We start from the raw sequence: 22,940 nt of genomic DNA, 5'->3' as shown, positions 1-22,940 counted from the left end.
GCCGATGTCTGCAAATCCGCAAGACGAAACCATTCTCTGGAATCGGGAAGCCCTTCCTCCGGGCCCGGAGCAGGATGCTGTTGTGCGCGGCATTACCGGAGCTATTGCCGAAAAGGGCTTCGTGGTTGCCAATCTGGACAAGCTGGTCAACTGGGGGCGTACGGGTAGCCTGTGGCCCATGTCGTTCGGGCTGGCCTGCTGTGCCGTGGAGATGATCCACGCCTACATGCCCCGCTATGATCTGGACCGGATGGGGATTATTCCTCGCGGCTCACCGCGCCAGTCTGATGTCATGATCGTGGCAGGTACGCTGACGAACAAGATGGCCCCGGTGCTGCGTCGGCTTTACGAGCAGATGGCGGAACCACGCTGGGTGATCTCCATGGGGTCCTGCGCCAATGGTGGCGGCTATTACCACTATTCCTACTCCGTGGTGCGCGGGTGTGACCGGATTGTGCCGGTGGATGTGTATGTGCCCGGGTGCCCGCCCACGGCTGAGGCCCTGATTTACGGCATTATGCTGTTGCAGAAGAAAATCCGTCGGACAGGGACCATTCTCCGTGGCTGAGCGTCCCGTTTCCTCACGGCAGGTCCGTATGCAGGGGCGCCTCGGGGCGCTGGCCTTTACCCTCGCCACGACACGGCCGGGCATCTCTTCCGCAGAGCTGGAAAAGGGGGAACTGGTGGTGCGCACCACGCGCGACCAGATTCTGCCGCTCATGGCGTTCCTGCGGGATGATCGTGCCTGCCGCTTCGAGCAGATGATGGATCTGTGCGGGGTGGACTATCCCAGCCGCGCGGAGCGGTTTGAGGTTGTCTATAACCTGCTGTCTGTCACGCATAATCAGCGTATCCGCGTGATTATCACCACGGATGAAAGGACGCCGGTGCCGTCCATATCCGGGCTGTGGCCGTCTGCCTCCTGGTGGGAGCGTGAGTGTTACGATCTGTTCGGCGTGCAGTTTTCCGGGCACCCGGACCTGCGGCGCATCCTGACGGATGACGGGTTTGAGGGGTTCCCTCTGCGTAAGGACTTCCCGCTGACCGGGTATGAAGAGGTCCGTTACGATCTGGAGCGCCGCGAGGTGGTGAAAGAGCCGGTTTCCCTCACGCAGGACTTCCGGGATTTTGACTTCGTTTCCCCTTGGGAAGGCATGATGACCTTGCCGGGTGACGAGAAGGCCCATGAAGTCAGGCAGCATATCAAGAGGTCACGCGGATGACGGATGTAAGCAAGGAAGCCCTGCTCCGTGAAGCAGATGAGATTCTGCGCGTGGATATTCCGGAAACCCTGCTGCCTGACCAGCCGGGGGCTGCGCAGGAAAGCAAGACGCTGGAGCTTAACTCCCACACGCTGAACTTCGGGCCACAGCACCCGTCCGCGCATGGTGTGCTGCGCCTTGTGCTGGATATGGAAGGCGAGCTTGTTACGCGCACGGTGCCGCATATCGGCCTTTTACACCGTGGTACGGAAAAGCTGATCGAGTATAAGACCTATCAGAAGGCGCTCCCGTATTTTGACCGGCTGGACTATGTTTCTCCCATGTGTGAGGAGCAGGCCTTCGCGCTGGCGACGGAAAAGCTTCTCGGGATTGAAATTCCTGAACGCGCCCGTTGGCTGAGGGTGATGTTTGCGGAAATCACTCGTGTTCTGAACCATATTTTGAATATTACCGCTCTCGGTCTGGACTGTGGCGCGGTAACGCCCGCCCTGTGGGGGTATGAAGAGCGCGAGAAGCTTCTGGAGTTCTACGAAGCAGCATCCGGTGCGCGGTTCCATGCCAATTATTTCCGCCCGGGCGGTGTGGCGCGGGATATTCCGGCGGGTCTGGAAGATAAAATCGGGGCCTGGGCCAAGGAATTTCCGGCGTGGATTGATGAGCTGGAAGGGCTGCTGACGGAAAACCGGATATGGAAGCAACGCACTGTCGGGATTGGCATTTTTACAAGTGAGCAGGCTCTGGCGTGGGGGTTCAGTGGCCCCTGCCTCAGGGCGTCCGGTGTGCCGTGGGATCTGCGGCGTACGCAGCCTTATGACAATTACCATAAGGTGGAGTTTAATGTGCCTGTAGCCCGGCATGGCGACTGTTATGATCGCTATCTGGTGCGTGTTGCGGAAATGCGTGAGAGTGTCAGCATTATCGAACAGTGCCTGACACAGATCCGGCCCGGTGCGGTCAAAGTGCAGGACCCGAAATTCAGCCCGCCGCCGCGTGCGGAAATGAAGCGCTCGATGGAGGCGCTGATCCATCACTTCAAGCTCTATAGTGAGGGGTATCATGTGCCGCCGGGTGCGACATATACGGCGGTGGAAAGCCCGAAAGGGGAGTTCGGGGTGTATCTGGTGGCTGATGGTAGCAATCGCCCGTATCGCTGCAAAATTCGTCCGACCGGTTTCGCGCATTTGCAGGCGCTGGATGAACTGTCCCGCCGGTCCATGCTGGCGGATATGGTGGCGGTTCTTGGCTCTCTCGATCTTGTTTTTGGGGAGATTGACCGATGAACACCCAACAGGCACAACCAGACAGCTTTGTTTTTGATTCTGCCTCCGAAGCAGAAATTGTTGTTGCGCTCAGCAAATATCCGCCGGAGCGCAAAGCTAGCGCGGTCATGCCTCTGCTCTATATCGCACAGAGACAGATGGGGCGGCTGACCGGCAGCGCATGGGTGCCTGTTGTTGCGATGGATGAGATTGCGCGCAGGCTGGGTATGGCGGCCATTCGTGTTTACGAGGTGGCTTCCTTTTACACCATGTTCAACACAAAACCTGTGGGGCGCTACCATTTGCAGGTTTGCACCACCACACCCTGCTGGCTGCGTGGCTCGGATGATGTTGTGGCGGCCTGCAAGCGGGCCACGGGCATTACGGCATTTGGAGAAACCAGCGCGGATGGCCAGTTCACCCTGACACAGGTGGAATGTCTGGGGGCGTGTTCCAATGCGCCCATTCTTCAGGTGGATGATGATTATTATGAAGACATGGACGGCCCGCGTACCGTCGCGCTGATTGAATCGCTGCGTAAAGGGGAACGCCCTCCGGCAGGGCCAACCATTAATCGCAGTGGTTCTGCTCCCGAAGGCGGACGTAAAACACTGATGGACCCCGTCCATTCCATTTCAGAAAACAAGTAGGAGAGACGGGCATGTTGCAGGACAAGGACCGGATCTTCACAAACCTCTACGGCCAGGGGGACTGGCGGCTTGAGGGCGCGCGCAAGCGGGGTGACTGGCAGGATACGGCTGCCATTCTTGCAAAGGGGCGTGACGGAATTATTGCGGAAATGAAAGCCTCAGGCCTGCGTGGCCGTGGGGGGGCTGGTTTCCCGACCGGACTGAAGTGGTCCTTCATGCCAAAACAGTCTGATGGCAAGCCGCACTATCTCGTTATCAACGGGGATGAATCTGAGCCCGGCACCTGCAAGGACCGCGAAGTTTTACGGCATGAACCGCACAAGCTGATTGAAAGTGCGCTGATTGCCGCCTTCGCAATGGGTGCGCATGTAGCCTATATTTACGTGCGCGGTGAGTTTTTCAACGAGGCAATGCGTCTTCAGGTGGCTGTTGATGAAGCCTATGAAGCCGGGCTTATTGGTAAAAATGCTGCGGGCTCGGGTTGGGATTTTGATTTCTTTATCCATCGTGGAGCAGGTGCCTATATCTGCGGGGAAGAAACGGCCCAGCTGGAAAGTCTGGAAGGCAAAAAAGGCCAGCCCCGGATGAAGCCGCCGTTTCCTGCCGGGGTGGGTCTGTATGGCTGCCCGACCACGGTGAATAACGTGGAAAGTATTGCCGTCGCCTCGACAATCATGCGCCGGGGAGGGGCATGGTTTGCTGGGCTTGGCCGGCCGAATAATACAGGCAGCAAGTTGATGGCCATTTCCGGCCATGTGAATACACCCTGTGTTTTTGAAGAAGAACTCAGTGTGCCGCTCAAAGAGATTATCGAGAAGCACGGAGGCGGTGTCCGTGGTGGGTGGGATAATCTTCTGGCCGTTATTCCCGGTGGCTGCTCTGTTCCTGTCTTGCCAAAATCCGTGTGTGAGACTGTTCTTATGGATTATGACAGTCTTCGTGCCGTGCAGTCTGGCCTGGGAACGGGGTGCATGATCGTCATGGATAAATCCACCGATATTGTGGAAGCTATTGCCCGGTTCTCACGGTTTTTCAAACATGAGAGCTGCGGGCAGTGCACGCCATGCCGGGAAGGTACCGGATGGATGATGCGCATGATGGACCGCATGGTGCAGGGGCGGGCCGAACTGGAAGAAATTGACCTGCTGGAGCAGGTCACCCGGCAGGTGGAAGGCAATACCATCTGCGCGCTGGGGGATGCGGCGGCCTGGCCTATTCAGGGGCTTATCCGCCATTTCCGGCCGGAGCTGGAGGCGCGCATCCGCCACTATAAGGCAACGCATGGCGGCACCGGGCTGGTTCAGGTGCCAGCCTCCGGCGTGCCAGTGGCTGCGGAGTAAAGGCTATGGTGAGGGTGATTGTTGATGGCACTCCGGTTGATGTGCCGCCCGATTTCAGCGCCTTGCAGGCCTGCGAGGCCGCAGGGAAGGAAATCCCGCGCTTCTGCTACCATGAGCGGCTCTCGGTCGCGGGGAATTGCCGGATGTGCCTTGTGCAGGTGGCGCGTGCGCCAAAGCCTGTTGCCTCCTGCGGTTTTCCCGTGTCCGAAGGGATGGAAATCCTGACGGATACGGAAGTTGTGCGGCGCGCCCGGCGTGCCGTGATGGAATTTCTGCTGATTAACCACCCGCTGGATTGCCCGATCTGTGATCAGGGCGGTGAGTGTGATCTGCAGGATCAGGCATACGGTTACGGCACGGGCATCTCACGCTACCACGAAGCAAAGAGGGCCGTGACGGACAAGGATATTGGCCCGCTGGTCAAAACCGTCATGACGCGCTGCATCCAGTGCACGCGGTGTGTGCGCTTCACCACGGAGGTTGCTGGCACGCCGGAACTGGGCATGGTGTTTCGCGGGGAAAACGCTGAGATCACCACCTATGTGGAAAAGGCCCTGACGTCCGAGCTGTCAGGCAATCTGATTGATGTCTGCCCTGTTGGCGCACTGACATCCAAGCCCGCAGCCTTCCACGGTCGCTCCTGGGAATACAAGAAGACAGACAGCATTGATGTGATGGATGCTGTCGGCACCAATATTCAGGTTCATGCGCGTAGCGGTGAGGTTATGCGGATTGTGCCTCGGGTGAATGATGAGGTGAATGAAGAATGGCTGTCTGATAAAGGCCGTTTTTCAATTGACGGGTTGAAGCGCAGGCGGCTGGATCGCCCGTGGGTGCGGGTGCATGGCAAGCTTGTGGAAGCCTCCTGGCAGGATGCATTTGTGGCGCTGGCCCGCAGGCTGGATGGTGTTGCAGGCTATCAGATTGGTGCGGTGGCGGGAGATCTGTGTGATGCGGAAAGCCTGTGCGCCCTGAAAGACCTGATGGCCGCTCTCGGCTCCCCCAATGTCGACTGTCGGCAGGATAACGCGTGGTATGATCTCACCTCGCGCGAAGGATATCTGTTTAACAGTGGCATTACCGGCATAGGGGAAGCGGATGTCCTTCTGCTGGTGGGAACGCACCCCCGGCATGAAGCGCCGGTGCTCAATGCCCGTATCCGCAAGCGCTTTCTTGCTGCCGGGCGGGGGCATTTTCCCATCGGGATGATTGGCCAACCGCCTACGGACCCGACATATGATGTCACGGTTCTGGGGGATGGGCCGGAGGCGCTGGGCGCGCTGCAGGCCGGAGGCTCAGAATTTGCCGAGGCCTTCCGCAAGGCAAAGCGCCCGATGATCATTCTCGGGCATGGTGCCCTGACGCGCCCGGATGCCGCCGGAATTTATGCGGCATGCCAGACCCTGCTTTCTCAGGGTGAAGCCGTGGCCGAGGGCTGGCAGGGGCTGAATATCCTGCATACGGCCGCGTCCCGCGTGGCTGGGCTGGATCTTGGGCTTGTGCCCGGCCTGCGTGGGCGCTCGGCGTCCGGCATGCTGCGTGGCGGGGTGGATATTCTCTGGCTGCTGGGAGCGGATGAGTTCCCGGTTGATAAAATCGGGACAGAGACATTCGTGGTGTATCAGGGCCACCATGGGGATGCCGCAGCGGCCCGTGCGGATATCATTCTGCCCGGTGCGGCCTATACGGAAAAACCCGGCACCTATGTGAACACGGAAGGCCGTGTTCAGCGCAGTTTCCGCGCTGTTTTCCCGCCCGGCGAGGCGCGGGAGGACTGGCGTATTCTCCGGGCTTTTTCAGAAGTGCTGGGCAAGACGCTGCCTTATGACACGCTGGAGGCAGTGCGCGAACGTATGGCGGCCATCAATCCGGTATTCCGGCAGGGGGGCGGGGGGCTGCAACCCGCGGCGCAGATTGCCGGGCAGGGGACTTCTGCTCCCGCTGCGGCGGCTTCGGTCAGCGCGCCGGAAGGGCGCGTTGAGGCAGGAGCCTTCAGGCCTGTGGTGCGGGATTATTACCTGACAAATGCCATCAGCCGGGCCAGCCCGACCATGGCGGAATGTTCCCGCGTTTACGGGCCTGCAGCGGCAGTGGCGGCGGAGTAAGGGCGAATGGCACAGTTTTTTTATCATACCCTGGCGGGCCAGATTATCCTGATGCTGCTGGAAACGCTGGCTGTTCTGGTCCCGCTGCTGATTGGTGTGGCGTATCTGACGCTGATGGAACGCAAGGTGATGGCGGCCATGCAGCGGCGGCGCGGGCCGAACGTGAATGGCCCGTTTGGTCTGCTTCAGGCCTTTGCGGATGCCATCAAGATGATCATGAAGGAAACGGTTATTCCGGCTGGAGCCAACCGGGCGCTGTTCCTTTTCGCCCCCTTCCTGACCTTCTCACTCGCCATGCTGGCCTGGGCCGTCATTCCCACGGGGAATGGTCTGGCCGTGGCGGATATCAATGTGGGTATTCTCTATCTGCTCGCCATTTCTTCTCTTGGTGTCTACGGAATTCTGATTGCCGGGTGGGCGTCCAATTCGAAATATGCCTTTCTCGGTGGCCTGCGTTCCGCCGCGCAGATGGTGTCTTATGAAGTGTCCATCGGGCTGGTGATCGTTTCTGTCCTGCTGGCTGTGGGTAGTCTCAACCTGAATGATATCGTGCTCGCGCAGCGCCATGTCTGGTTCTGCCTGCCGATGTTCCCGATGTTTATCGTTTTCTTCATCTCGGCACTTGCGGAAACCAACCGCGCTCCGTTTGACTTGCCGGAAGGAGAGAGTGAACTCGTGGCCGGGTTCTTCGTGGAATATTCCTCGCTGGCGTTCGGTCTCTTCTTCCTTGGCGAATATGCGAACATGATCCTGATGTCAGGCATGATCAGCATTCTGTTCCTCGGAGGGTGGCTGCCGCCGCTGGGGTTGGCACCGTTCACATGGATTCCCGGCCCACTATGGCTGATTTTTAAAATTCTTTTCTGTCTCTTCGTTTTTATCTGGATCCGGGCGACCTTCCCCCGCTTCCGGTATGACCAGCTGATGCGTCTTGGCTGGAAGGTGTTTCTGCCGCTCTCACTGGTCTGGATGATTGCAACCGCAGGGTTCCTGATGGCCACAGGGCTTTTGCCGCAGGTGGGAGGGGTAAACTGATGAGTGCCTTGAAGCGCACGTTCCGCTCATTTCTGCTGGCAGAACTGGTTGGCGGTATGGCCTCGACATTCAAAATGATGTTTCAGCCCAAGGTCACGCTGAACTACCCGTATGAAAAAGGCCCGCTCTCCCCCCGTTTCCGCGGGGAGCATGCGCTCAGGCGGTATCCGAACGGGGAGGAACGCTGCATTGCCTGCAAGCTGTGTGAGGCAACCTGCCCGGCGGAGGCCATCACCATTGAGGCCGAAGAGCGGGATGACGGCTCCCGGCGCACCACGCGCTACGATATCGACATGACAAAATGCATCTATTGCGGGCTGTGTGAGGAAGCCTGTCCGGTGGATGCCATTGTTGAAGGGCCGAATTACGAATTCGCGACAGAAACACGGGAAGAGTTGATGTACGACAAGGAGAAGCTCCTTGCGAATGGAGACCAGTGGGAGGCCTTGCTGGCCCGCCGGCTGGAATGCGATGCCCCGTACCGTTAACCCCGTGCAGCCCCGAACGGGGCAGGAGGCCGGCTGATGTTGGCTCAGCTTGTTTTTTATGTTTTTGCCGCCGTGCTGCTGCTTTCTGCCGCCATGGTCATCAGTGTGCGCAACCCGGTGCATGCGGTGCTGTTTCTTATTCTGGCATTTTTCAACGCAGCGGGACTGTTCCTGATTGCCGGGGCGGAATTCCTGGCGATGCTGCTGGTCATTGTCTATGTCGGCGCGGTTGCGGTGCTGTTCCTGTTCGTTGTCATGATGCTGGATATTGATTTCACGCAACTGCGGGAAGGATTACAGCGGCACGCCCCCATAGGTATCTGTGTGGGGGGCGTTCTGTTTGCCGAACTGATCATGGCGCTGAGCCACTGGACCATGGCCCCGGCCGGCGTGAGCGTGCCGCTTCAGGCAGCCCCTGGCCTGACCAATACCGCAGCCCTCGGCACACTGATCTATACGCATTATGTCCTGCTGTTTCAGGCCTGCGGGCTGGTGCTGCTTGTCGCCATGATCGGCGCCATTGTGCTCACCCTGCGCCAGACTGGCAGCGGGCGGCGTCAGAATATTGAAAAACAGCATGCGCGCACACCTGAAGAAACGCTGGTGCTTGTGCGTGTGCCACTTGGCGAAAACGTGTTGGAGCAAGGTGGTTTCCTGCGCCCCCAAACCTCCTATTACGATACGGCTGTTCCGGGCTCTTACGGCTCTACCGGGCAGCCCGCGGTGGAAAAAGAGGAGACAGGCGCATGACACCGGCAATCGCCCCTATCGGGTTGGGCTCTTATCTGGTGGTGAGTGCGGCCCTTCTGGTGCTGGGAGTGCTGGGTATTTTTCTCAACCGGAAAAATATCATCATCATTCTCATGTCCATGGAACTTATCCTGCTGGCCGCAAACCTGAATTTTGTGGCGTTTTCTTCCGCGCATGCGGATCTTTCCGGGCAGGTGATGGTGCTGTTTGTGCTCACCATTGCCGCGGCGGAAGCCGCCATCGGGCTGGCGATTGTCACGGTGTATTTCCGTAACCGTGGGTCGATCCAGGTCGAAGACGTCACGATGATGAAGGGATGAACGGACTGATGCAGACCGATCTTCACCTGTTTGCCGCAGCTATTCTCCTGCCTCTGGCGGGAGCGGTTGTGGCGGGTCTGGGTGGCCGCCTGATGGGCGATACACTGGCAAAAGCCGTCACGCTGCTGTGCATGGGGGCTGCGACCGTTTGCGGAATTGGGGCGCTGTGGGGGGGGTGGACATCGGGTTTTGGTCCCTATGCTGTGCCTCTGGCCGACTGGGTGAATGCCGGCGGTTTCCATGCGACATGGACCCTGCGGTTCGATACGCTCTCCGTCACCATGAGTGCCATGGTGCTCTGCGTTTCCCTGCTGGTTCATTGCTACAGCGTTGGCTATATGAGCCATGAAACCATGCCGGTTTACCGGTTTTTCGCGTATCTTTCGCTGTTCACGTTCGCCATGCTCATGCTGGTCTCGTCCTCGGACCTCATCCAGCTGTTTTTCGGTTGGGAAGGAGTGGGGCTCGCCAGTTATCTGCTCATTGGGTACTGGTATGACCGCCCTGCCGCAACGGCCGCAGCCATCAAGGCGTTTGTGGTGAACCGCGTGGCCGATCTGTTCTTCATTGTGGGCATCGGGCTGATTTACGTTCTGTTTCATTCCGTGCGGTATGACGAGATTTTCGCGGCTGTGCCGCAGGCTGCCGGGGCGTTCTATACGCTGTTCGGGCACTCTTTCCCCATGCTGGAAGTCATCTGCTTTCTGCTGTTTATCGGCGCTATGGGGAAATCGGCCCAGCTTTTCCTGCACACATGGTTGCCGGACGCCATGGAAGGCCCGACCCCCGTTTCCGCGCTGATCCATGCTGCAACAATGGTTACGGCAGGCGTGTTTCTGATGGCCCGGATGTCCCCCCTTCTGGAAGTGGCGCCAAACACCCGCCTGTTTATTATCTTCATTGGTGCCACAACCTGTTTTTTTGCCGCCACTGTCGGCATGGTGCAGCCGGACATCAAGCGGACCATTGCCTATTCCACCTGTTCCCAGCTTGGTTACATGTTTGCCGCCGTGGGTGTGGGTGCGTATCAGGTTGCGATTTTTCACCTGACAACACATGCCTTTTTCAAGGCGCTGCTGTTTCTCGGGGCGGGGTCCGTTATCCACGCCATGCATGATGAACAGAATATGTTCCGTATGGGAGGCCTGTGGAAAAAACTGCCGCTGACTTATGGCGTGATGTGGATTGGCAGTCTGGCGCTTGCAGGTGTTTTCCCCTTTGCCGGATACTGGTCGAAAGACGCTATTCTGAATGCCCTGTGGGCTGCTGATGGCCGCATGAGCCACTATGCCTGGATGCTGGGGGTTATAACGGCCTTTCTCACAGCCTTTTATAGCTGGCGTCTGCTGTTTTTGGTGTTCCACCGTGCTCCGGCCGATGTGCAGAAGCGGGATGCCGCGCATGAAAGCCCGCTTTTCATGAGCGTTCCTCTGGTGCTGTTGGCGATCGGCGCTGTGGTGAGTGGTCTGGTTCTTGCCCCGTACTATATTGGCGCACAGCAGAGCGCGTTCTGGCAGGGCAGCATTTTCAATGCCCCCGGAAACACCATTATGGAAACGTTTGAGCAGGTGCCTGGTGTGGTGGCGTTGCTGCCTTCTCTGGTGGCGCTGGTCGGTATCGCACTGGCCTTCCTGTTCTACATCGCCTCTCCGGGGCTGCCTGAGGCTCTGGCCCGTTCCTGTGGGCCTGTGTACCGGTTCCTGCTCAACAAATGGTATTTTGATGAGCTGTATGAACATATTTTCGTAAAGCCCTATGCCGCCATTGCCCGTTTCCTATGGAAAGATGGGGAAGAAGGGGCAGTGGAAGGCCTCCCGCGTGATCTGGTGCGGGCAACCGCGAGTGGCGCGGTCGATGCTGTCCGCCTGCAGACAGGGTCCATCGCGCTGTATGCCTTTACCATGCTGGCGGGTCTTGTCGTGGTGCTGACCGTGGCTCTGTGTGGATGAGGCGGCAGATGAGTCACACTGTTTTTTCAGTTTCCTTCCGCTCTGAACGGAGTGCCGTGCAATGAACGCGATGTCAGTCAACTGGATACTGGCTCTGCCGGAAATCACGCTTGCCCTGGCAGGGCTGGTTATCCTTGTGTTTGGTGTGCTTCAGCGGCCGGGGAAGGGAATTGGGGCCTGCACCGTTCTGAGCATCGCGGCCTTTGTGGGGTGCGCGGTGCTGGTGGCCCTCTCGCCGGATGGTGCAGCCTACGCGGGCACGTTCGTGAATGACAGCTTCGCCCGGTTCATGAAAATTCTGGTTCTGCTGGGCGGGCTGGTTGCTCTGCTGCTGACAGTCAGCTACCGCACGGACGAGCGTGCGCCCCTGCCTTTTGAAACAGCGGTGCTGATCCTGTTTTCAACAGTGGGGGCCATGATCATGGCCTCTTCAGCCAATCTGATGACGTTGTTTGTCGGGTTGGAGCTATCCTCACTCTCCATCTACATTCTGGCTGCTCTGGAACGGGATGACGTGCTCTCCTCCGAAGCCGGGCTGAAATACTTCGTGCTGGGGTCTCTGGCGTCCGGCCTGCTGCTGTATGGCATGTCTCTGGTGTATGGTTACGCCGGAACCATGGAGTACAGCGGGCTGATTGCGGCCATTCAGCAGACCACAGCGCTGCCTGTGGGGCTGATGGTCGGCCTTGTGTTTCTTGTTGTGGGGCTGTGCTTCAAGCTTTCCGTCGTGCCGTTCCATATGTGGACGCCGGATGTGTATCAGGGTGCCCCGACCCCTGTGACAGCCTATATGGCGGGTGCTCCCAAATTCGCAACTTTTGCGCTGCTGCTGCGGGTGATGAGCGGTCCGTTCGGGGCCATGGCCCCCCGCTGGCAGATCCTGATTGAAACGCTGTCCATCCTCTCCATGGTTTACGGCGCGCTCGCGGCCATTCCGCAGACCAATATCAAGCGCCTGATGGCCTATTCCTCCATTGGTCACATGGGGTATGCGCTGATGGGTCTGGCTGCGGCGTCCACCAATGGCGTGCGGGCCACGCTGGTGTATCTGGCGGCCTATCTCGTTATGAACGCCGGGGTGTTCGCCGTGATCACCGCCATGCGGCGCAAAGGGCGGGAGGTGACATCCCTTGCCGATCTGTCCGGGCTGGGGCGGACAGACCCCGGTCTGGCGGCGGCGCTGGCGGTGTTCATGTTCAGCATGGTTGGCGCGCCGCCGCTGGCTGGTTTTTTCGGCAAACTGATGGTTTTTGCCGCCGCATGGCAATCCGGTCTTTACGTGCTGGTCGGGATCGGGGCACTCTCGAGTGTGATTGGTGCGTATTATTATCTGCGGGTGGTGAAGGTTATGTATTTTGATGCCTCTGCTGAGAGGCTGGACCAGCCAGCACGCAGCCTTGTGTTTGTTTCGGGCAGCATGGGGCTGGCAACCGTGTTCTTTGTTCTGGCTCTTGGCCCGCTGATGGCTCTGGCCCGGCAGGCTGCTCTGGCTCTTGGCGGATGACGCAGCCGGAGGCGGCCGCCTGGCGGCTGGAATGTTATGAGGAACTGACATCAACCTCTGATATCTGCCTTGAGCGTGCCCGGGCCGGAGAGGCTCCGGGTCTGGCGCTGCTTGCACACCACCAGACAAAGGGGCGAGGCAGTCGGGGGCGGGCTTGGGCGAATGCCGGGCAGAGCCTGGCGTTTTCCGTTCTGCTGGATGCAGGGCAAGCAGGGGCGGACGCGCTGGGCGGATGGCCCTTCGTGGCCTCTCTGGCGTTTTTTGAAGGGCTGGCAGAGAGCGTTCCTGCCGCCCGTAAGCATCTGATGATCAAATGGCCCAATGATATTCTGCTTGATGGACAGAAGCTGGCGGGTATTCTGATCGAGCGGGAAGGGACCATGCTGGTCATCGGCATGGGGGCCAACCTTGCACAGCCCCCGCAGGAGGCGCAGATTGGCCGGAAAGCGGGCGCGCTGGGGGATTACGGTCCCGTGCCGTCTTCCGCCGATGTGGCGCGGGCCATTCTTGCACATCTGACGAACTGGTGTGATGTCTGGAACCGTGAAGGGTTTGCCGCTTTATGTGCAGAATGGCGCAAACGGGCGCATCCTGTTGGCACGCCCCTTGTCGTAAGCGGCGGGACTACTTATGAAAAGGGCCAGTTTGCAGGGCTTGCCGCTGATGGCCGGCTTCTGCTTGAGACGGAAGATGGAATGAAAACGATCGCAACAGGAGATATCCTGCTGGCACAACACGGGGCTGACGTTGCTTCTCGTCATTGATGCAGGGAACACGAATGTCGTGTTTGCCGTGCATGATGGTGAAAAATGGCGGGGTGTCTGGCGCATTACCATGCAGGCCCAGCGCACGTCTGATGAATATGCCGTCTGGCTGCTGGCCCTGCTGAAGATGCAGGGTATTGTGGCGGATGATATTGAAGGGGCTGTGATTGGCACCGTGGTGCCTGCGGCCCTGTACCACCTGCGCACCCTGTGCCGCCAGTGGTTTGCGGTAGAGCCGCTGCTGGCGTCGGCCCGGCTGGACTGGGGCTTTTCCATCAAAATGGATAACCCGGACGAAGTCGGGGTGGACCGCCTGTTAAACGGACTTGCGGCACACCATCTGTACGGTGGTCCGCTGACAGTGATTGATTTTGGAACCGCCACAACGTTTGATGTGGTGGATGTGGAAGGCAGTTATTGCGGTGGCGTGATCGCGCCGGGCATCAATCTTTCGGTTGAGGCCCTGCATCAGGCAGCCGCACGGTTGCCAAGAATAGGCGTTGGCCGCCCGGCGGTGGAGTCCGTCATCGGGCGCAATACGGTCGCGGCCATGCGGTCAGGCGTGTTTTGGGGGTATGTCGGTTTGATCGAGGGGATCGTCGAGAGGATCAGGCTGGAAGTCGGGCAGACCATGAAGGTGCTCGCAACTGGCGGTCTGGCTCCGCTCTTCTCAGAAGGTACGACGGTGTTTGATCATGTGGATTCAATGCTGACCCTGAACGGCCTGCGGATATTGGCGGGGCGGAATCCCCTGCCGCGTCTCACAATCGAAAAAGATTTTTTGACAGAAGGATAACGATACTGATGAAAGAAGAGAACGGCGGTCTGGCCTTTCTGCCTCTAGGCGGGACGGGTGAGATCGGCATGAATCTGAACCTCTATTGCCTTGGGGAAACCTGGCTGGCCATAGATTGCGGGATTGGCTTCAGCGGGAACGACACCCCGGAAGCGGAAATCCTGGTGCCCGACCCCACCTTTATTGCCGAGCGCAAGGACAAGCTTGCCGGGCTGGTAATTACCCACGCGCATGAAGACCATATTGGGGCCGTGGCCCATTTGTGGCCGCTGCTGCAGTGCCCGGTTTATCTGACACCGTTTGCCGCGGCTGTGCTGCGCCGCAAACTGGCGGAAGCGCGCCTGCTCCAGCAGGTGCTCATTCACGTTATTCCGTGTGCCGGCCGCTTTGAAGTCGGCCCGTTTGATCTGGAATTCATTCCCGTAACCCACTCCGTGCCGGAAGCGCAGGCTGTTGTGCTGCGCACGCCGGAAGGCGTTGTGGTGCATACGGGGGACTGGAAGCTGGATCCGGATCCGCTGGTCGGCCCGCCGACAGACATCAAGCGTCTGAAGGAAGTGGGGGATGAAGGCGTTCTGGCGCTGGTGTGTGACAGCACGAACGTCATGAAGCCCGGCCCATCCCAGTCCGAAGCTGAAGTCCGCCGGAGCATGACGGACCTGATCAGCGGGCTGAAGGGGCGCATTGCTGTCACCTGCTTTGCCTCCAACGTGGCGCGCGTGGAAACCATTGCCATGGCGGCACAGGCTGCGGGCCGCACGGTGGTGCTGGTTGGCCGCTCCCTGCGCAATCTGGATGTGGCGGCGCGTGAATGCGGGTATCTCTCCGGGGTGCTGCCGTTCCTGACGGAACAGGATGTGAATGATGTGCCTGATAATCAGCTCGTCATGATCATTACCGGCAGTCAGGGTGAACCGCGTTCAGCTCTCTCCCGTATTGCGCTGGATATGCACCCGAATGTGTCCCTCGGTGAGGGCGATACGGTCATTTATTCCAGCCGCATGATTCCGGGGAACGAGCGCGCCATTATGGCGGTGCAGGATAATCTGTCCCGTCGCGGCGTGACCGTGATCACGGACAAGGAAGCGTTCGTGCATGTCTCCGGCCATGCAACGGCGGGTGATGTCAGCACCATGTATGATCTGGTGCGGCCGAAATATGCCGTCCCGGTGCATGGAGAATGGCGCCACCTTACAGCGCATGCCGCTCTGGCACAGGAAAAAGGAATTGCCCCGATTCTGCTGGAAGATGGGGATATCCTGCGTCTGTCCCCCGGCAAGGTTGAAGTGGTGGATACCGCCCCGAGCGGCCGTCTGGCGCTGGATGGGGGCCGTCTGCTGCCCATGAACGGTGGTGTTCTGGCGGCACGCCGCAAGATGCTGTTCAACGGTGTGGTGATTGCCAGCTTCGCGGTGGATGATGAAGGCTTCGTGATTGGTGAGCCCAAAGTCAGCGCACCCGGCCTGCTGGACCCGGATGATCTGGAAAGCGTGCGCGTGCGCGAAGAATTCGCCAATGCGATTGACGTGATTCCGGATGAACTGCGCGGGGATGACCAGGCTTTCCGTGATGCCGCCAAAACCGCGCTGCGCCGCGCACTTGGCCGCAAACTTCAGAAGCGTCCGCTGGTGGACGTGCATGTTCTGCGCGTCTGACGCACAGAACATGCCCCTGCACGGAGCAGGGCAGAAACAGTGATGAAAAGGAGACCCGCGTCAGGCGGGTTTTCTTTGTCCGCGCACTGTTTTAGAGCAGATAAAGACTAGAATTTCAGAGTGAGGCCGCCTGTGGCCTCACCTGCCAGACAAGGCTGAGTGTATCATGCGTCTTTCGCGCAGTTTTCTTCCCACGCTTAAGGAAAACCCGGCAGAGGCGCAGATCGTCTCGCATCGTCTTATGCTGCGGGCCGGGCTTATCCGGCAGACGGCATCCGGCATTTATGCATGGCTGCCTGCCGGGCTGAAGGTTCTGCGCAACATCAGCCAGATCGTGCGGGAAGAGCAGGACCGTATTGGCGCGCAGGAAGTGCTGATGCCCACTCTTCAGTCCGCTGATCTGTGGAAGCGTTCTGGCCGGTATGATGCCTATGGCCCGGAAATGCTGCGTATTCAGGACCGCCACAAGCGGGAACTGCTCTACGGGCCGACCAATGAGGAAATGATTACCGATCTGTTCGGGCAGGCCGTGAAGTCCTACAAGGATCTTCCTCAGGTGCTGTATCATATCCAGTGGAAATTTCGCGATGAAATGCGCCCCCGTTTTGGTGTGATGCGCGGCCGCGAATTCCTGATGAAAGATGCCTACAGCTTTGATCTGGATTATGACTCCGCCGTGGCCACGTATCGCCGTATGCTGCTGGCGTACCTGCGCACGTTCCAGCGTCTGGGCGTGCGGGCGGTGCCCATGCGGGCCGATACCGGGCCGATTGGTGGGGAACTGAGCCACGAATTCCTGATCCTTGCCCCCACAGGGGAAAGCGGCGTGTTTTATGATGCCGCTCTGGAAGAGCAGGACTGGCTGGATGAGCCGGTGGATGTGGAAGACCCCAAGGCGCTGGAAGCCTTCTACACCCGCGTGACCACACCCTATGCCGCAACCGATGAAATGCACGATACCACTGCGTGGGAGTCCGTGCCCGAGGCGCGCCGTCGGGAAGGGCGCGGCGTGGAAGTGGGGCATATTTTCCACTTTGGCACCAAATATACGCAGTCCATGGATGTCGCGGTCAGCGGACCGGAGGGCGCGCCGGTTTACCCGGAAATGGGCTCCTACGGCATTGGTGTTTCCCGTCTGGCGGGAGCGATTATCGAGGCCAGCCATGATGAGGCCGGTATTATCTGGCCGGATGCCGTGGCTCCGTTCCGCGCCGCGATCCTGAACCTGAAGGTTGGTGATGAAACCTGTGATGCCGTGTGTGAGCGGATCTACAACACCAACACGGAAGCCTTCCTGTATGATGACCGGACAGACCGCGCCGGGGCGAAATTCGCGGATGCGGACCTGATGGGCCACCCCTGGCAGATTGTGGTCGGGCCGCGCAGCGCCAAGGAAGGCCGCGTGGAGCTCAAGCGCCGCGCTACCGGTGAACGTCAGGACGTGAGCGTGGAAGAAGCCCTCGCTCTGGTGCTGGCAGGCTGATGATGTTTGGTCCCTTCGAGCGGGCCGTGGCAGGCCGCTACCTCCGGGCACGGCGTGGGGAACGCTTTGTTTCCGTGATTGCCATCTTCTCGCTTGTGGGGATTGCCCTCGGGGTGGCGACACTCATTATCGTCATGGCGGTCATGAATGGCTTTCAGGCAGACCTGATGAGCCGCATTCTTGGCCTGAACGGGGATCTGAGCATTTACGGCACGGGCCGCACGATCTCTCAATATGAGGATGTCGCGGCAAAGGTGCGCAAGGTTCCGGGCGTTATCAGTGCAACACCGCTGATTGAAGGACAGGTGCTGCTCAGCGCCGGGTCCTACAGTTCTGGCGGTGTGGTGCATGGCATGACACGGCAGGGGCTGCTTGACCTTAAAGGGGTGAGTTCTTCCCTTGTGGCAGGCACGCTGGATGATTTCGGCAGTGATGATTCCATCGCCATTGGTGTGACACTGGCCGACCGTGCCGGGCTTTCCATCGGCTCACGCATCACGCTTGTCTCGCCCGATGGGGCTGCCACGGCGTTTGGCACCGTGCCACGGGTGCGGGCCTATCGTGTGGTGGCCATTTTTGATGCGGGCGTGAACGACTATAATTCCAGCTACGTGTTCGTGCCGATGCACGCGGCGCAGGTCTATTTCCAGATGCCGGATAAAGTGACCCAGATTCAGGTCATGGTGACGGATGAGCAGAACATCCGCCCGGTCACGATGCGCATTGTCAACGCTGTTGGTGAGCCCGGCCTGCGGGTGCTGGACTGGACAAACGCGAACAATGCCCTGTTTGGCGCGGTGCAGGTGGAACAGAATGTGATGTTCCTCATCCTGACACTGATTATTCTGGTGGCGGCGTTTAACGTTGTGTCCTCCCTGATCATGATGGTGAAGGACAAGACGGGCGATATCGCCGTGCTCCGCACCATCGGGGCCAGCCGGGGAGCAATTCTGCGCATTTTCCTGATGTGCGGGGCCTCGGTTGGTGTCACAGGGACTGTGGTCGGCACCGTGCTGGGGGTGGTGTTCTGTGAGAATATCGAGCGTATTCGCGTGGCCCTTCAGAAGCTGACAGGCACAAATCTTTTCAACCCCGAGGTATATTACCTTGAGCATCTGCCCGCCAAACTGGTGTGGGGGCAGGTGGGGGAAGTGATTGTGATCGCCCTTGCGCTTTCCCTGCTGGCAACACTCTACCCGTCCTGGCGTGCGGCAAAAACTGACCCTGTGGAGGCCCTGCGCCATGAGTAATGTCGCCCTCAGCCTGCGCGGCGTGAAGAAGACCTATCGGAGCGGGGAAGACGGCACACTGCCCGTTTTGCAGGGGGTGGATTTCAGCCTGCATGCCGGTGAGATTGTGGCTCTTGTCGCGCCGTCCGGCACAGGGAAATCGACCCTGCTGCATCTGGCGGGCCTGCTGGATACGCCGGATGAAGGCGAAATCGAGATCTGCGGCAAACAGACGCGGGGCCTTGCCGAGGTGGGCCGGACTGCGCTGCGGCGGGACCAGATCGGCTTTGTCTATCAGTTTCATCACCTGCTGGCTGAATTCACAGCGCGTGAGAATGTCATGCTCCCGCAGATGATTGCAGGTGTGCGCAAGCCGGATGCCCGCCAGAAAGCGGAAAAATTGCTGGGAATGTTCGGTCTGGCGCATCGTGTCAGCCATCTGCCGGGTAAACTCTCCGGCGGGGAGCAGCAGCGCGTGGCCATTGCCCGGGCGCTGGCCAATAATCCGGCTCTCCTGCTGGCGGATGAGCCGACAGGCAATCTGGACGTGCGCACGGCAGACGCCGTGTTTTCAGAACTGATGGCCGCAGTGCGTGGGCAGGGGCTGGCGGCACTAGTTGCCACGCATAATGAAGAACTTCTGAGCCGCATGGATCGCGTGGTGACACTGCGGGACGGGTTGATCGTCCCGCGCTAAAACCCCGGCGTTCTTTTACGGCTCAGGCAAGATGACCTGAGCCCCGGTCAGGGGTTCAGGATCACGCGTTCAACAGCATTGCTGACACGGGCAGAGGTGGGGGGCGTAATGCTGGAAAACCACGCCACGGGCTTGCCGGTGCGGTTTGTCAGATATTTATAGAAATTCCAGCGGGGGCGGGCCAGAAAGCCGCATTCCTTGTCCAGCCAGCGGAACAGGGGGATCGACTGCGCCCCCCGAACAGGGCTGCGGGCCGCCATCGGAAAGCTGACCCCATAATTTCTGTGGCAGAAAGCAGCGATTTCAGAGGAAGACCCGAGTTCCTGCTGGCCAAAATCATTGCTGGGAATACCAATAACAATCAGCCCCATGCTGCGGAACTGATACCACAGGGCTTGCAGCCCTTCATATTGCGGGGTGAAACCACATTTGGAGGCCGTATTGGTAATAAGAATGGGACGACCGCGATACTCAGCCAGATTGATCTCACCGCCTTCAAGGGCGGGAAGTGTGAAGTCGTAGATTGTCGTCACGGTCCGGCACTCATCTCTATTGCATTGACAGGGTTTGTCCCTGCTGTGTTTAGCGCAGGACATTCAAGGGGGCGAGTAGATGGTGTGTGATTGGAAAAGCCGGGGGGAAGCCTGCTGCCCTGTTCCGGGTTCTTGTCAGGCTTCCACCAGATCGCTCTGTGATGAAGGATCGAGTTCTGATTTTTATTGTTCATTATATTGAACTCGATCCCGTATTTCGAATATGAGGGTATGAGCCCTCTTTGTCAACAAGGAAAATAAGACTCGGCATGACCCCATCTCATGATTCTGTGCCCGCCCTGCGTCGCGCCGTGCGTATTCTCGATCTGGTGAAAAGCGCTGAGCGCCCGCCGTTGGCGGCGGATATTGCCCGCCAGCTTGAATTGCCCCGCAGCACGGTTCATGGCCTTGTGGCGGTGATGGTGGAGCTTGGTTTGCTGGAGAAAACGAGCCTGCAGGGGTATCGTCTTGGGGCGCGGCTGGCGGACTGGGCTACCGGAGTCACGGAAAGCCGGGATCTGGTGACTGAATTTTATCAGGCTCTGGAGAGTTTTTCAGATCTCGCGGCCTTCACCGTCACGCTCACGCTGCTGGAAGATACGGATGTGGTCTACGTGGCCTGCCGTAACAGCGCCACAGTGCTGGGGGCATCCTTCCGCGTCGGGATGCATTTGCCTGCCATTTTTACGGCAACAGGGAATGCCATGCTGGCGGAGATGGATGATACCTCGTTCAGGGAATGGCTGACCCTGCACCCGGCTTCAACCTGGCCGGAACCGCTGACACCGCATGGTATCCGCTCTGTCACCACGCTGGTGCGGGAGATTGCCGAGATCAGGGAGCGAGGGTACGCCGTGGATGATGAGCAGGTTCATGATGGCCTCTGGTGCTTCGGGGCCGGGGTCCGGGATCATTCCGGGCGGATGGTTGCCGGGGTTGGTCTGAGCCTGCCACAGACCGAGCTTGGCCGGTATGAGGTCAGCCAGCTTGGTAAAATGGCGGAGGCTCTGGCGCAGGCTCTTTCCCGCCGGTTAGGGTATCGCGTGGAGAAGGGCGAGTCTGCCTGAAACGTCTGGCTCCGAGACAGTCCTTCCGGCTGGAAGGCACCTCAGGTTGGCGGATTGAAAAGGAATACTATGCCGCGTTTACGTTTGCTCTCTGGTGGAACTGCGCTTCTGCGGTCTTTCATGCCGGGTCTGTGCACGGTTTTTCTGCTGGGGGGCGGTTCCGCGGCTCCCGCGCGAGCGGATGGGGTGCTGCCCCAGACCATCGTGAAATACCGCGTTTATGCGCATGGCTTTAATGTCATGGATATTCAGGCCTCTTACCGGCTGAGCGAGTCTCAGTATGGCATTACGGCGCGGGTCAAAACGGGCGGTTTTTTTGGCATGTTCATGAAAACCAATTTGCAGACCAGCGCGCAGGGGCATTTCAGCGGGGCAGAGGTGGAGCCTGCCCTGTTCGACAGTGCGGGGTGGTCCCGTGGCCGGAACCGGCATGTGTCGGTTGTCTATCGGGACCAGATGCCGGAGGTCACGCTGATTGACCCTGTTGAGACCGATCGGGAAAGCGTCCCGGCAGCAGATAAGCTGGGTGCCATTGATACCCTGTCCGCCCTGATGAACCTCCTGCATCAGGTGCGCACATCCCAGAGCTGTGGCGGGCAGGAAAAAGTGTTTGATGGCATGCGCCTGAGCACGCTTTCCATTCATCCCGCAGGGTTGCAGCACATTCCTTCCGGCGGCCCGCTGGATTGGGGTGAAGATGCGCTGCGTTGTGATTTTGTTGCCCAGCAGACAGAGGGCTTCAAATTTTCCAGCGAGAAAAGCAAACTGCGCAACCCGCAGCCGGGGCGCGCATGGTTTGAAAAAGTGGGAGAGGCCGGGTTTGTGGCCGTGCGGGTGGAGGTGGATCACCCCAAGCTCGGGCGCATCACCATTGTGATGGACGGTCCACCCCAACAGGCGAGCTGAGTAAAGGTTTCCGGCACGGGAGTGCCGGTTTTCCGGGAAGGCGCGTCAGAACGCGGATAATTTCAGGTTGGTCAGGGAAGATCGGTCAGGGGAGGCCGTTGCCGGGGTCTCATGGCACGGCAAACTGCCTGAACGGTGTCCCGCAGCCAGCGATGAGCGGGGTCAGCCTCCATACGCGGGTGCCACATGGCCGAAATGACGATTTCGGGTGTGCTGAAGGGGAGCGTGAAGGCTCTCAGCCCGGCTGATTTTGTGGCATCGCACGCAGGGCTGCCGGTGAGGCAGGACTGCGGAACATGGGTGAGCAGGTCCGAATGCCGCACGATCTGAAGCGCATCTGGAAATCCGGGCACAACCACGGACACAGTCCGGTGCAGCCCCTTCTGCTCCAGTGCCGCGTCAACAGGGCCGGAGAAGGCTCCACGCCGTGAGGTGGCGACATGGTGATATGCGGCATAGCGTTCGTCCGTGATATCGCCCTCTCCGAATATCGGGTGATCGGCCCGCGCAACGCCCACAAATGTGTCCCGGAACAGGAGTCGGCTCCGGATTTCCGGCGCGGACGTGCCGCGCACGCCAATCTCCAGATCAAGTTTCCCTTCCCGTAACGGCAGGGCATCCTTGTCGGGTTTGGGGGTAAACAGGAGGCGTGCGCGCGGTGCCTCTTTCATGACAGCGGCAACAAGTGGGGGCGCGAGACTGTCCAGAAAGCCTTCGTTTGTGCGCAGGACAAACGTCCGGTCGAGTGTGTGCAGGTCCAGATTTTGAACGCGCGGACGCAGGACAGCCTGCACAGTGCGGGTCAGATCATGAACATGATCCCGCATTTCAGCCGCATAAGGTGTCACCACAAGATGGCGGCCGGCCCGGACCAGCAACGGGTCCCCCGTTGCGGCGCGGAGCCGTGCAAGCGTGCGGCTCATCGCCGAGGTGCTGAGGCCGAGGCGTCGGGCGGCTCCCGTCACGCTGCCTTCGTCAAGCAGCACATCAAGGGCCGCCAGAAGATTGAGATCCACTGTGCTCATGGTGAGACTTTAACCCCGATGCCCTGCGATACATAGCGTTGGATGCAAAATTATCTTAATCCTGATGCGCCTGGTGCCTGCTCCCGGCGCGCCGTATCTCTTTGTAAGACCCTGTTGGCGTGACCACCGTTACGACAAGGGAGCTTCTGGAAAAGGGGACAG

At 59.3% G+C, this 22,940-nt stretch carries 22 protein-coding genes; 20 read left to right on the top strand and 2 right to left on the bottom strand.

The window, feature by feature from the left end; genetic code table 11:
* The first annotated feature begins 4 nt into the window (after positions 1-4).
* From GOB82_RS05095 to GOB82_RS05010, 18 genes are all read left to right on the top strand, one after another.
* Positions 5-568, top strand: coding sequence for a NuoB/complex I 20 kDa subunit family protein (locus GOB82_RS05095; RefSeq protein WP_043550655.1), 564 nt, complete (start codon positions 5-7; stop codon positions 566-568).
* The gene (locus tag GOB82_RS05090) at positions 561-1,223 is read left to right on the top strand and encodes an NADH-quinone oxidoreductase subunit C (protein ID WP_265794333.1); all 663 of its coding nucleotides are present in this window, start codon (positions 561-563) and stop codon (positions 1,221-1,223) included. Before GOB82_RS05095 ends, GOB82_RS05090 begins: the two co-directional genes overlap by 8 nt.
* Positions 1,220-2,503, top strand: a complete 1,284-nt coding sequence (locus GOB82_RS05085) for an NADH-quinone oxidoreductase subunit D (RefSeq protein WP_166120551.1) — start codon at positions 1,220-1,222, stop codon at positions 2,501-2,503. Before GOB82_RS05090 ends, GOB82_RS05085 begins: the two co-directional genes overlap by 4 nt.
* On the top strand, positions 2,500-3,132 hold the full coding sequence (locus GOB82_RS05080; protein WP_166120548.1) for a complex I 24 kDa subunit family protein: 633 nt from the start codon (positions 2,500-2,502) through the stop codon (positions 3,130-3,132). Before GOB82_RS05085 ends, GOB82_RS05080 begins: the two co-directional genes overlap by 4 nt.
* An 11-nt stretch (positions 3,133-3,143) precedes the next feature.
* On the top strand, positions 3,144-4,472 hold the full coding sequence (nuoF, locus tag GOB82_RS05075) for an NADH-quinone oxidoreductase subunit NuoF (RefSeq protein WP_166120546.1): 1,329 nt from the start codon (positions 3,144-3,146) through the stop codon (positions 4,470-4,472).
* Positions 4,473-4,477: 5 nt separating this feature from the next.
* On the top strand, positions 4,478-6,577 hold the full coding sequence (nuoG, locus tag GOB82_RS05070; protein ID WP_166120543.1) for an NADH-quinone oxidoreductase subunit NuoG: 2,100 nt from the start codon (positions 4,478-4,480) through the stop codon (positions 6,575-6,577).
* 6 nt (positions 6,578-6,583) lie between these two features.
* Positions 6,584-7,612 (top strand): NADH-quinone oxidoreductase subunit NuoH, encoded by a 1,029-nt coding sequence (gene nuoH, locus GOB82_RS05065; protein WP_166120540.1) that lies wholly within the window; start codon positions 6,584-6,586, stop codon positions 7,610-7,612.
* Positions 7,612-8,100 carry an NADH-quinone oxidoreductase subunit NuoI gene (nuoI, locus tag GOB82_RS05060; RefSeq protein WP_166120538.1) on the top strand — a complete coding sequence of 163 codons (489 nt, stop codon included), beginning with the start codon at positions 7,612-7,614 and terminating at the stop codon, positions 8,098-8,100. The genes nuoH and nuoI overlap by 1 nt, the downstream gene beginning before the upstream one ends.
* A 36-nt stretch (positions 8,101-8,136) precedes the next feature.
* The gene (locus GOB82_RS05055; protein ID WP_166120535.1) at positions 8,137-8,850 is read left to right on the top strand and encodes an NADH-quinone oxidoreductase subunit J; all 714 of its coding nucleotides are present in this window, start codon (positions 8,137-8,139) and stop codon (positions 8,848-8,850) included.
* Positions 8,847-9,170 carry an NADH-quinone oxidoreductase subunit NuoK gene (gene nuoK / locus GOB82_RS05050; RefSeq protein ID WP_194300375.1) on the top strand — a complete coding sequence of 108 codons (324 nt, stop codon included), beginning with the start codon at positions 8,847-8,849 and terminating at the stop codon, positions 9,168-9,170. The genes GOB82_RS05055 and nuoK overlap by 4 nt, the downstream gene beginning before the upstream one ends.
* An 8-nt stretch (positions 9,171-9,178) precedes the next feature.
* Positions 9,179-11,119 carry an NADH-quinone oxidoreductase subunit L gene (gene nuoL, locus GOB82_RS05045; protein ID WP_166120532.1) on the top strand — a complete coding sequence of 647 codons (1,941 nt, stop codon included), beginning with the start codon at positions 9,179-9,181 and terminating at the stop codon, positions 11,117-11,119.
* Between the two features lie 61 nt (positions 11,120-11,180).
* A complete protein-coding gene (nuoN, locus tag GOB82_RS05040; protein WP_166120529.1) occupies positions 11,181-12,623 on the top strand; it encodes an NADH-quinone oxidoreductase subunit NuoN in 1,443 nt (480 codons plus the stop codon).
* Positions 12,620-13,387, top strand: a complete 768-nt coding sequence (locus GOB82_RS05035) for a biotin--[acetyl-CoA-carboxylase] ligase (protein ID WP_166120526.1) — start codon at positions 12,620-12,622, stop codon at positions 13,385-13,387. Before nuoN ends, GOB82_RS05035 begins: the two co-directional genes overlap by 4 nt.
* Entirely contained in the window at positions 13,371-14,183 is an 813-nt protein-coding gene (locus tag GOB82_RS05030; RefSeq protein WP_166120523.1) for a type III pantothenate kinase, read from the top strand. The genes GOB82_RS05035 and GOB82_RS05030 overlap by 17 nt, the downstream gene beginning before the upstream one ends.
* Positions 14,184-14,191: 8 nt before the next feature.
* Positions 14,192-15,838, top strand: a complete 1,647-nt coding sequence (locus GOB82_RS05025; protein ID WP_166120520.1) for a ribonuclease J — start codon at positions 14,192-14,194, stop codon at positions 15,836-15,838.
* A 166-nt stretch (positions 15,839-16,004) separates the two neighbouring features.
* Complete coding sequence (gene proS, locus GOB82_RS05020) at positions 16,005-17,321, top strand: proline--tRNA ligase (RefSeq protein WP_166120517.1); 1,317 nt, start codon at positions 16,005-16,007, stop codon at positions 17,319-17,321.
* Between the two features lie 2 nt (positions 17,322-17,323).
* Entirely contained in the window at positions 17,324-18,571 is a 1,248-nt protein-coding gene (locus GOB82_RS05015; protein ID WP_166121057.1) for a lipoprotein-releasing ABC transporter permease subunit, read from the top strand.
* Positions 18,564-19,247, top strand: coding sequence for an ABC transporter ATP-binding protein (locus tag GOB82_RS05010; protein WP_166120514.1), 684 nt, complete (start codon positions 18,564-18,566; stop codon positions 19,245-19,247). Before GOB82_RS05015 ends, GOB82_RS05010 begins: the two co-directional genes overlap by 8 nt.
* Positions 19,248-19,294: 47 nt before the next feature.
* Here the strand turns inward: GOB82_RS05010 and GOB82_RS05005 are convergent, their stop codons facing one another.
* Complete coding sequence (locus tag GOB82_RS05005) at positions 19,295-19,780, bottom strand: glutathione peroxidase (RefSeq protein ID WP_166120511.1); 486 nt, start codon at positions 19,778-19,780, stop codon at positions 19,295-19,297.
* A gap of 269 nt (positions 19,781-20,049) precedes the next feature.
* Between GOB82_RS05005 and GOB82_RS05000 the strand changes: the two genes are divergently transcribed.
* Both GOB82_RS05000 and GOB82_RS04995 read left to right on the top strand, forming a co-directional pair.
* Positions 20,050-20,847, top strand: coding sequence for an IclR family transcriptional regulator (locus tag GOB82_RS05000; RefSeq protein ID WP_166120508.1), 798 nt, complete (start codon positions 20,050-20,052; stop codon positions 20,845-20,847).
* Positions 20,848-20,916: 69 nt separating this feature from the next.
* Complete coding sequence (locus tag GOB82_RS04995; protein WP_166120505.1) at positions 20,917-21,753, top strand: DUF3108 domain-containing protein; 837 nt, start codon at positions 20,917-20,919, stop codon at positions 21,751-21,753.
* Positions 21,754-21,824: 71 nt separating this feature from the next.
* Here GOB82_RS04995 and GOB82_RS04990 read toward each other — a convergent pair whose 3' ends face one another.
* Positions 21,825-22,778, bottom strand: a complete 954-nt coding sequence (locus GOB82_RS04990; protein WP_166120502.1) for a LysR family transcriptional regulator — start codon at positions 22,776-22,778, stop codon at positions 21,825-21,827.
* Positions 22,779-22,940 lie beyond the last annotated feature (162 nt).

This window comes from Acetobacter farinalis, assembly GCF_011516935.1.
Classification (GTDB): domain Bacteria; phylum Pseudomonadota; class Alphaproteobacteria; order Acetobacterales; family Acetobacteraceae; genus Acetobacter; species Acetobacter farinalis.
Note: the sequence above shows the minus strand (reverse complement) of the source record. Positions and strands in the feature narration are given on the sequence as shown.

Coding starts and splice junctions, on each gene's coding strand:
- GOB82_RS05095 (WP_043550655.1), top strand. CDS start 5: ATGTCTGCAAATCCGCAAGACGAAACCATTCTCTGGAATCGGGAAGCC.
- GOB82_RS05085 (WP_166120551.1), top strand. CDS start 1,220: ATGACGGATGTAAGCAAGGAAGCCCTGCTCCGTGAAGCAGATGAGATT.
- GOB82_RS05080 (WP_166120548.1), top strand. CDS start 2,500: ATGAACACCCAACAGGCACAACCAGACAGCTTTGTTTTTGATTCTGCC.
- nuoF (WP_166120546.1), top strand. CDS start 3,144: ATGTTGCAGGACAAGGACCGGATCTTCACAAACCTCTACGGCCAGGGG.
- nuoG (WP_166120543.1), top strand. CDS start 4,478: ATGGTGAGGGTGATTGTTGATGGCACTCCGGTTGATGTGCCGCCCGAT.
- nuoH (WP_166120540.1), top strand. CDS start 6,584: ATGGCACAGTTTTTTTATCATACCCTGGCGGGCCAGATTATCCTGATG.
- nuoI (WP_166120538.1), top strand. CDS start 7,612: ATGAGTGCCTTGAAGCGCACGTTCCGCTCATTTCTGCTGGCAGAACTG.
- GOB82_RS05055 (WP_166120535.1), top strand. CDS start 8,137: ATGTTGGCTCAGCTTGTTTTTTATGTTTTTGCCGCCGTGCTGCTGCTT.
- nuoK (WP_194300375.1), top strand. CDS start 8,847: ATGACACCGGCAATCGCCCCTATCGGGTTGGGCTCTTATCTGGTGGTG.
- nuoL (WP_166120532.1), top strand. CDS start 9,179: ATGCAGACCGATCTTCACCTGTTTGCCGCAGCTATTCTCCTGCCTCTG.
- nuoN (WP_166120529.1), top strand. CDS start 11,181: ATGAACGCGATGTCAGTCAACTGGATACTGGCTCTGCCGGAAATCACG.
- GOB82_RS05035 (WP_166120526.1), top strand. CDS start 12,620: ATGACGCAGCCGGAGGCGGCCGCCTGGCGGCTGGAATGTTATGAGGAA.
- GOB82_RS05025 (WP_166120520.1), top strand. CDS start 14,192: ATGAAAGAAGAGAACGGCGGTCTGGCCTTTCTGCCTCTAGGCGGGACG.
- proS (WP_166120517.1), top strand. CDS start 16,005: ATGCGTCTTTCGCGCAGTTTTCTTCCCACGCTTAAGGAAAACCCGGCA.
- GOB82_RS05015 (WP_166121057.1), top strand. CDS start 17,324: ATGTTTGGTCCCTTCGAGCGGGCCGTGGCAGGCCGCTACCTCCGGGCA.
- GOB82_RS05010 (WP_166120514.1), top strand. CDS start 18,564: ATGAGTAATGTCGCCCTCAGCCTGCGCGGCGTGAAGAAGACCTATCGG.
- GOB82_RS05000 (WP_166120508.1), top strand. CDS start 20,050: ATGACCCCATCTCATGATTCTGTGCCCGCCCTGCGTCGCGCCGTGCGT.
- GOB82_RS04995 (WP_166120505.1), top strand. CDS start 20,917: ATGCCGCGTTTACGTTTGCTCTCTGGTGGAACTGCGCTTCTGCGGTCT.
- GOB82_RS04990 (WP_166120502.1), bottom strand. CDS start 22,778: ATGAGCACAGTGGATCTCAATCTTCTGGCGGCCCTTGATGTGCTGCTT.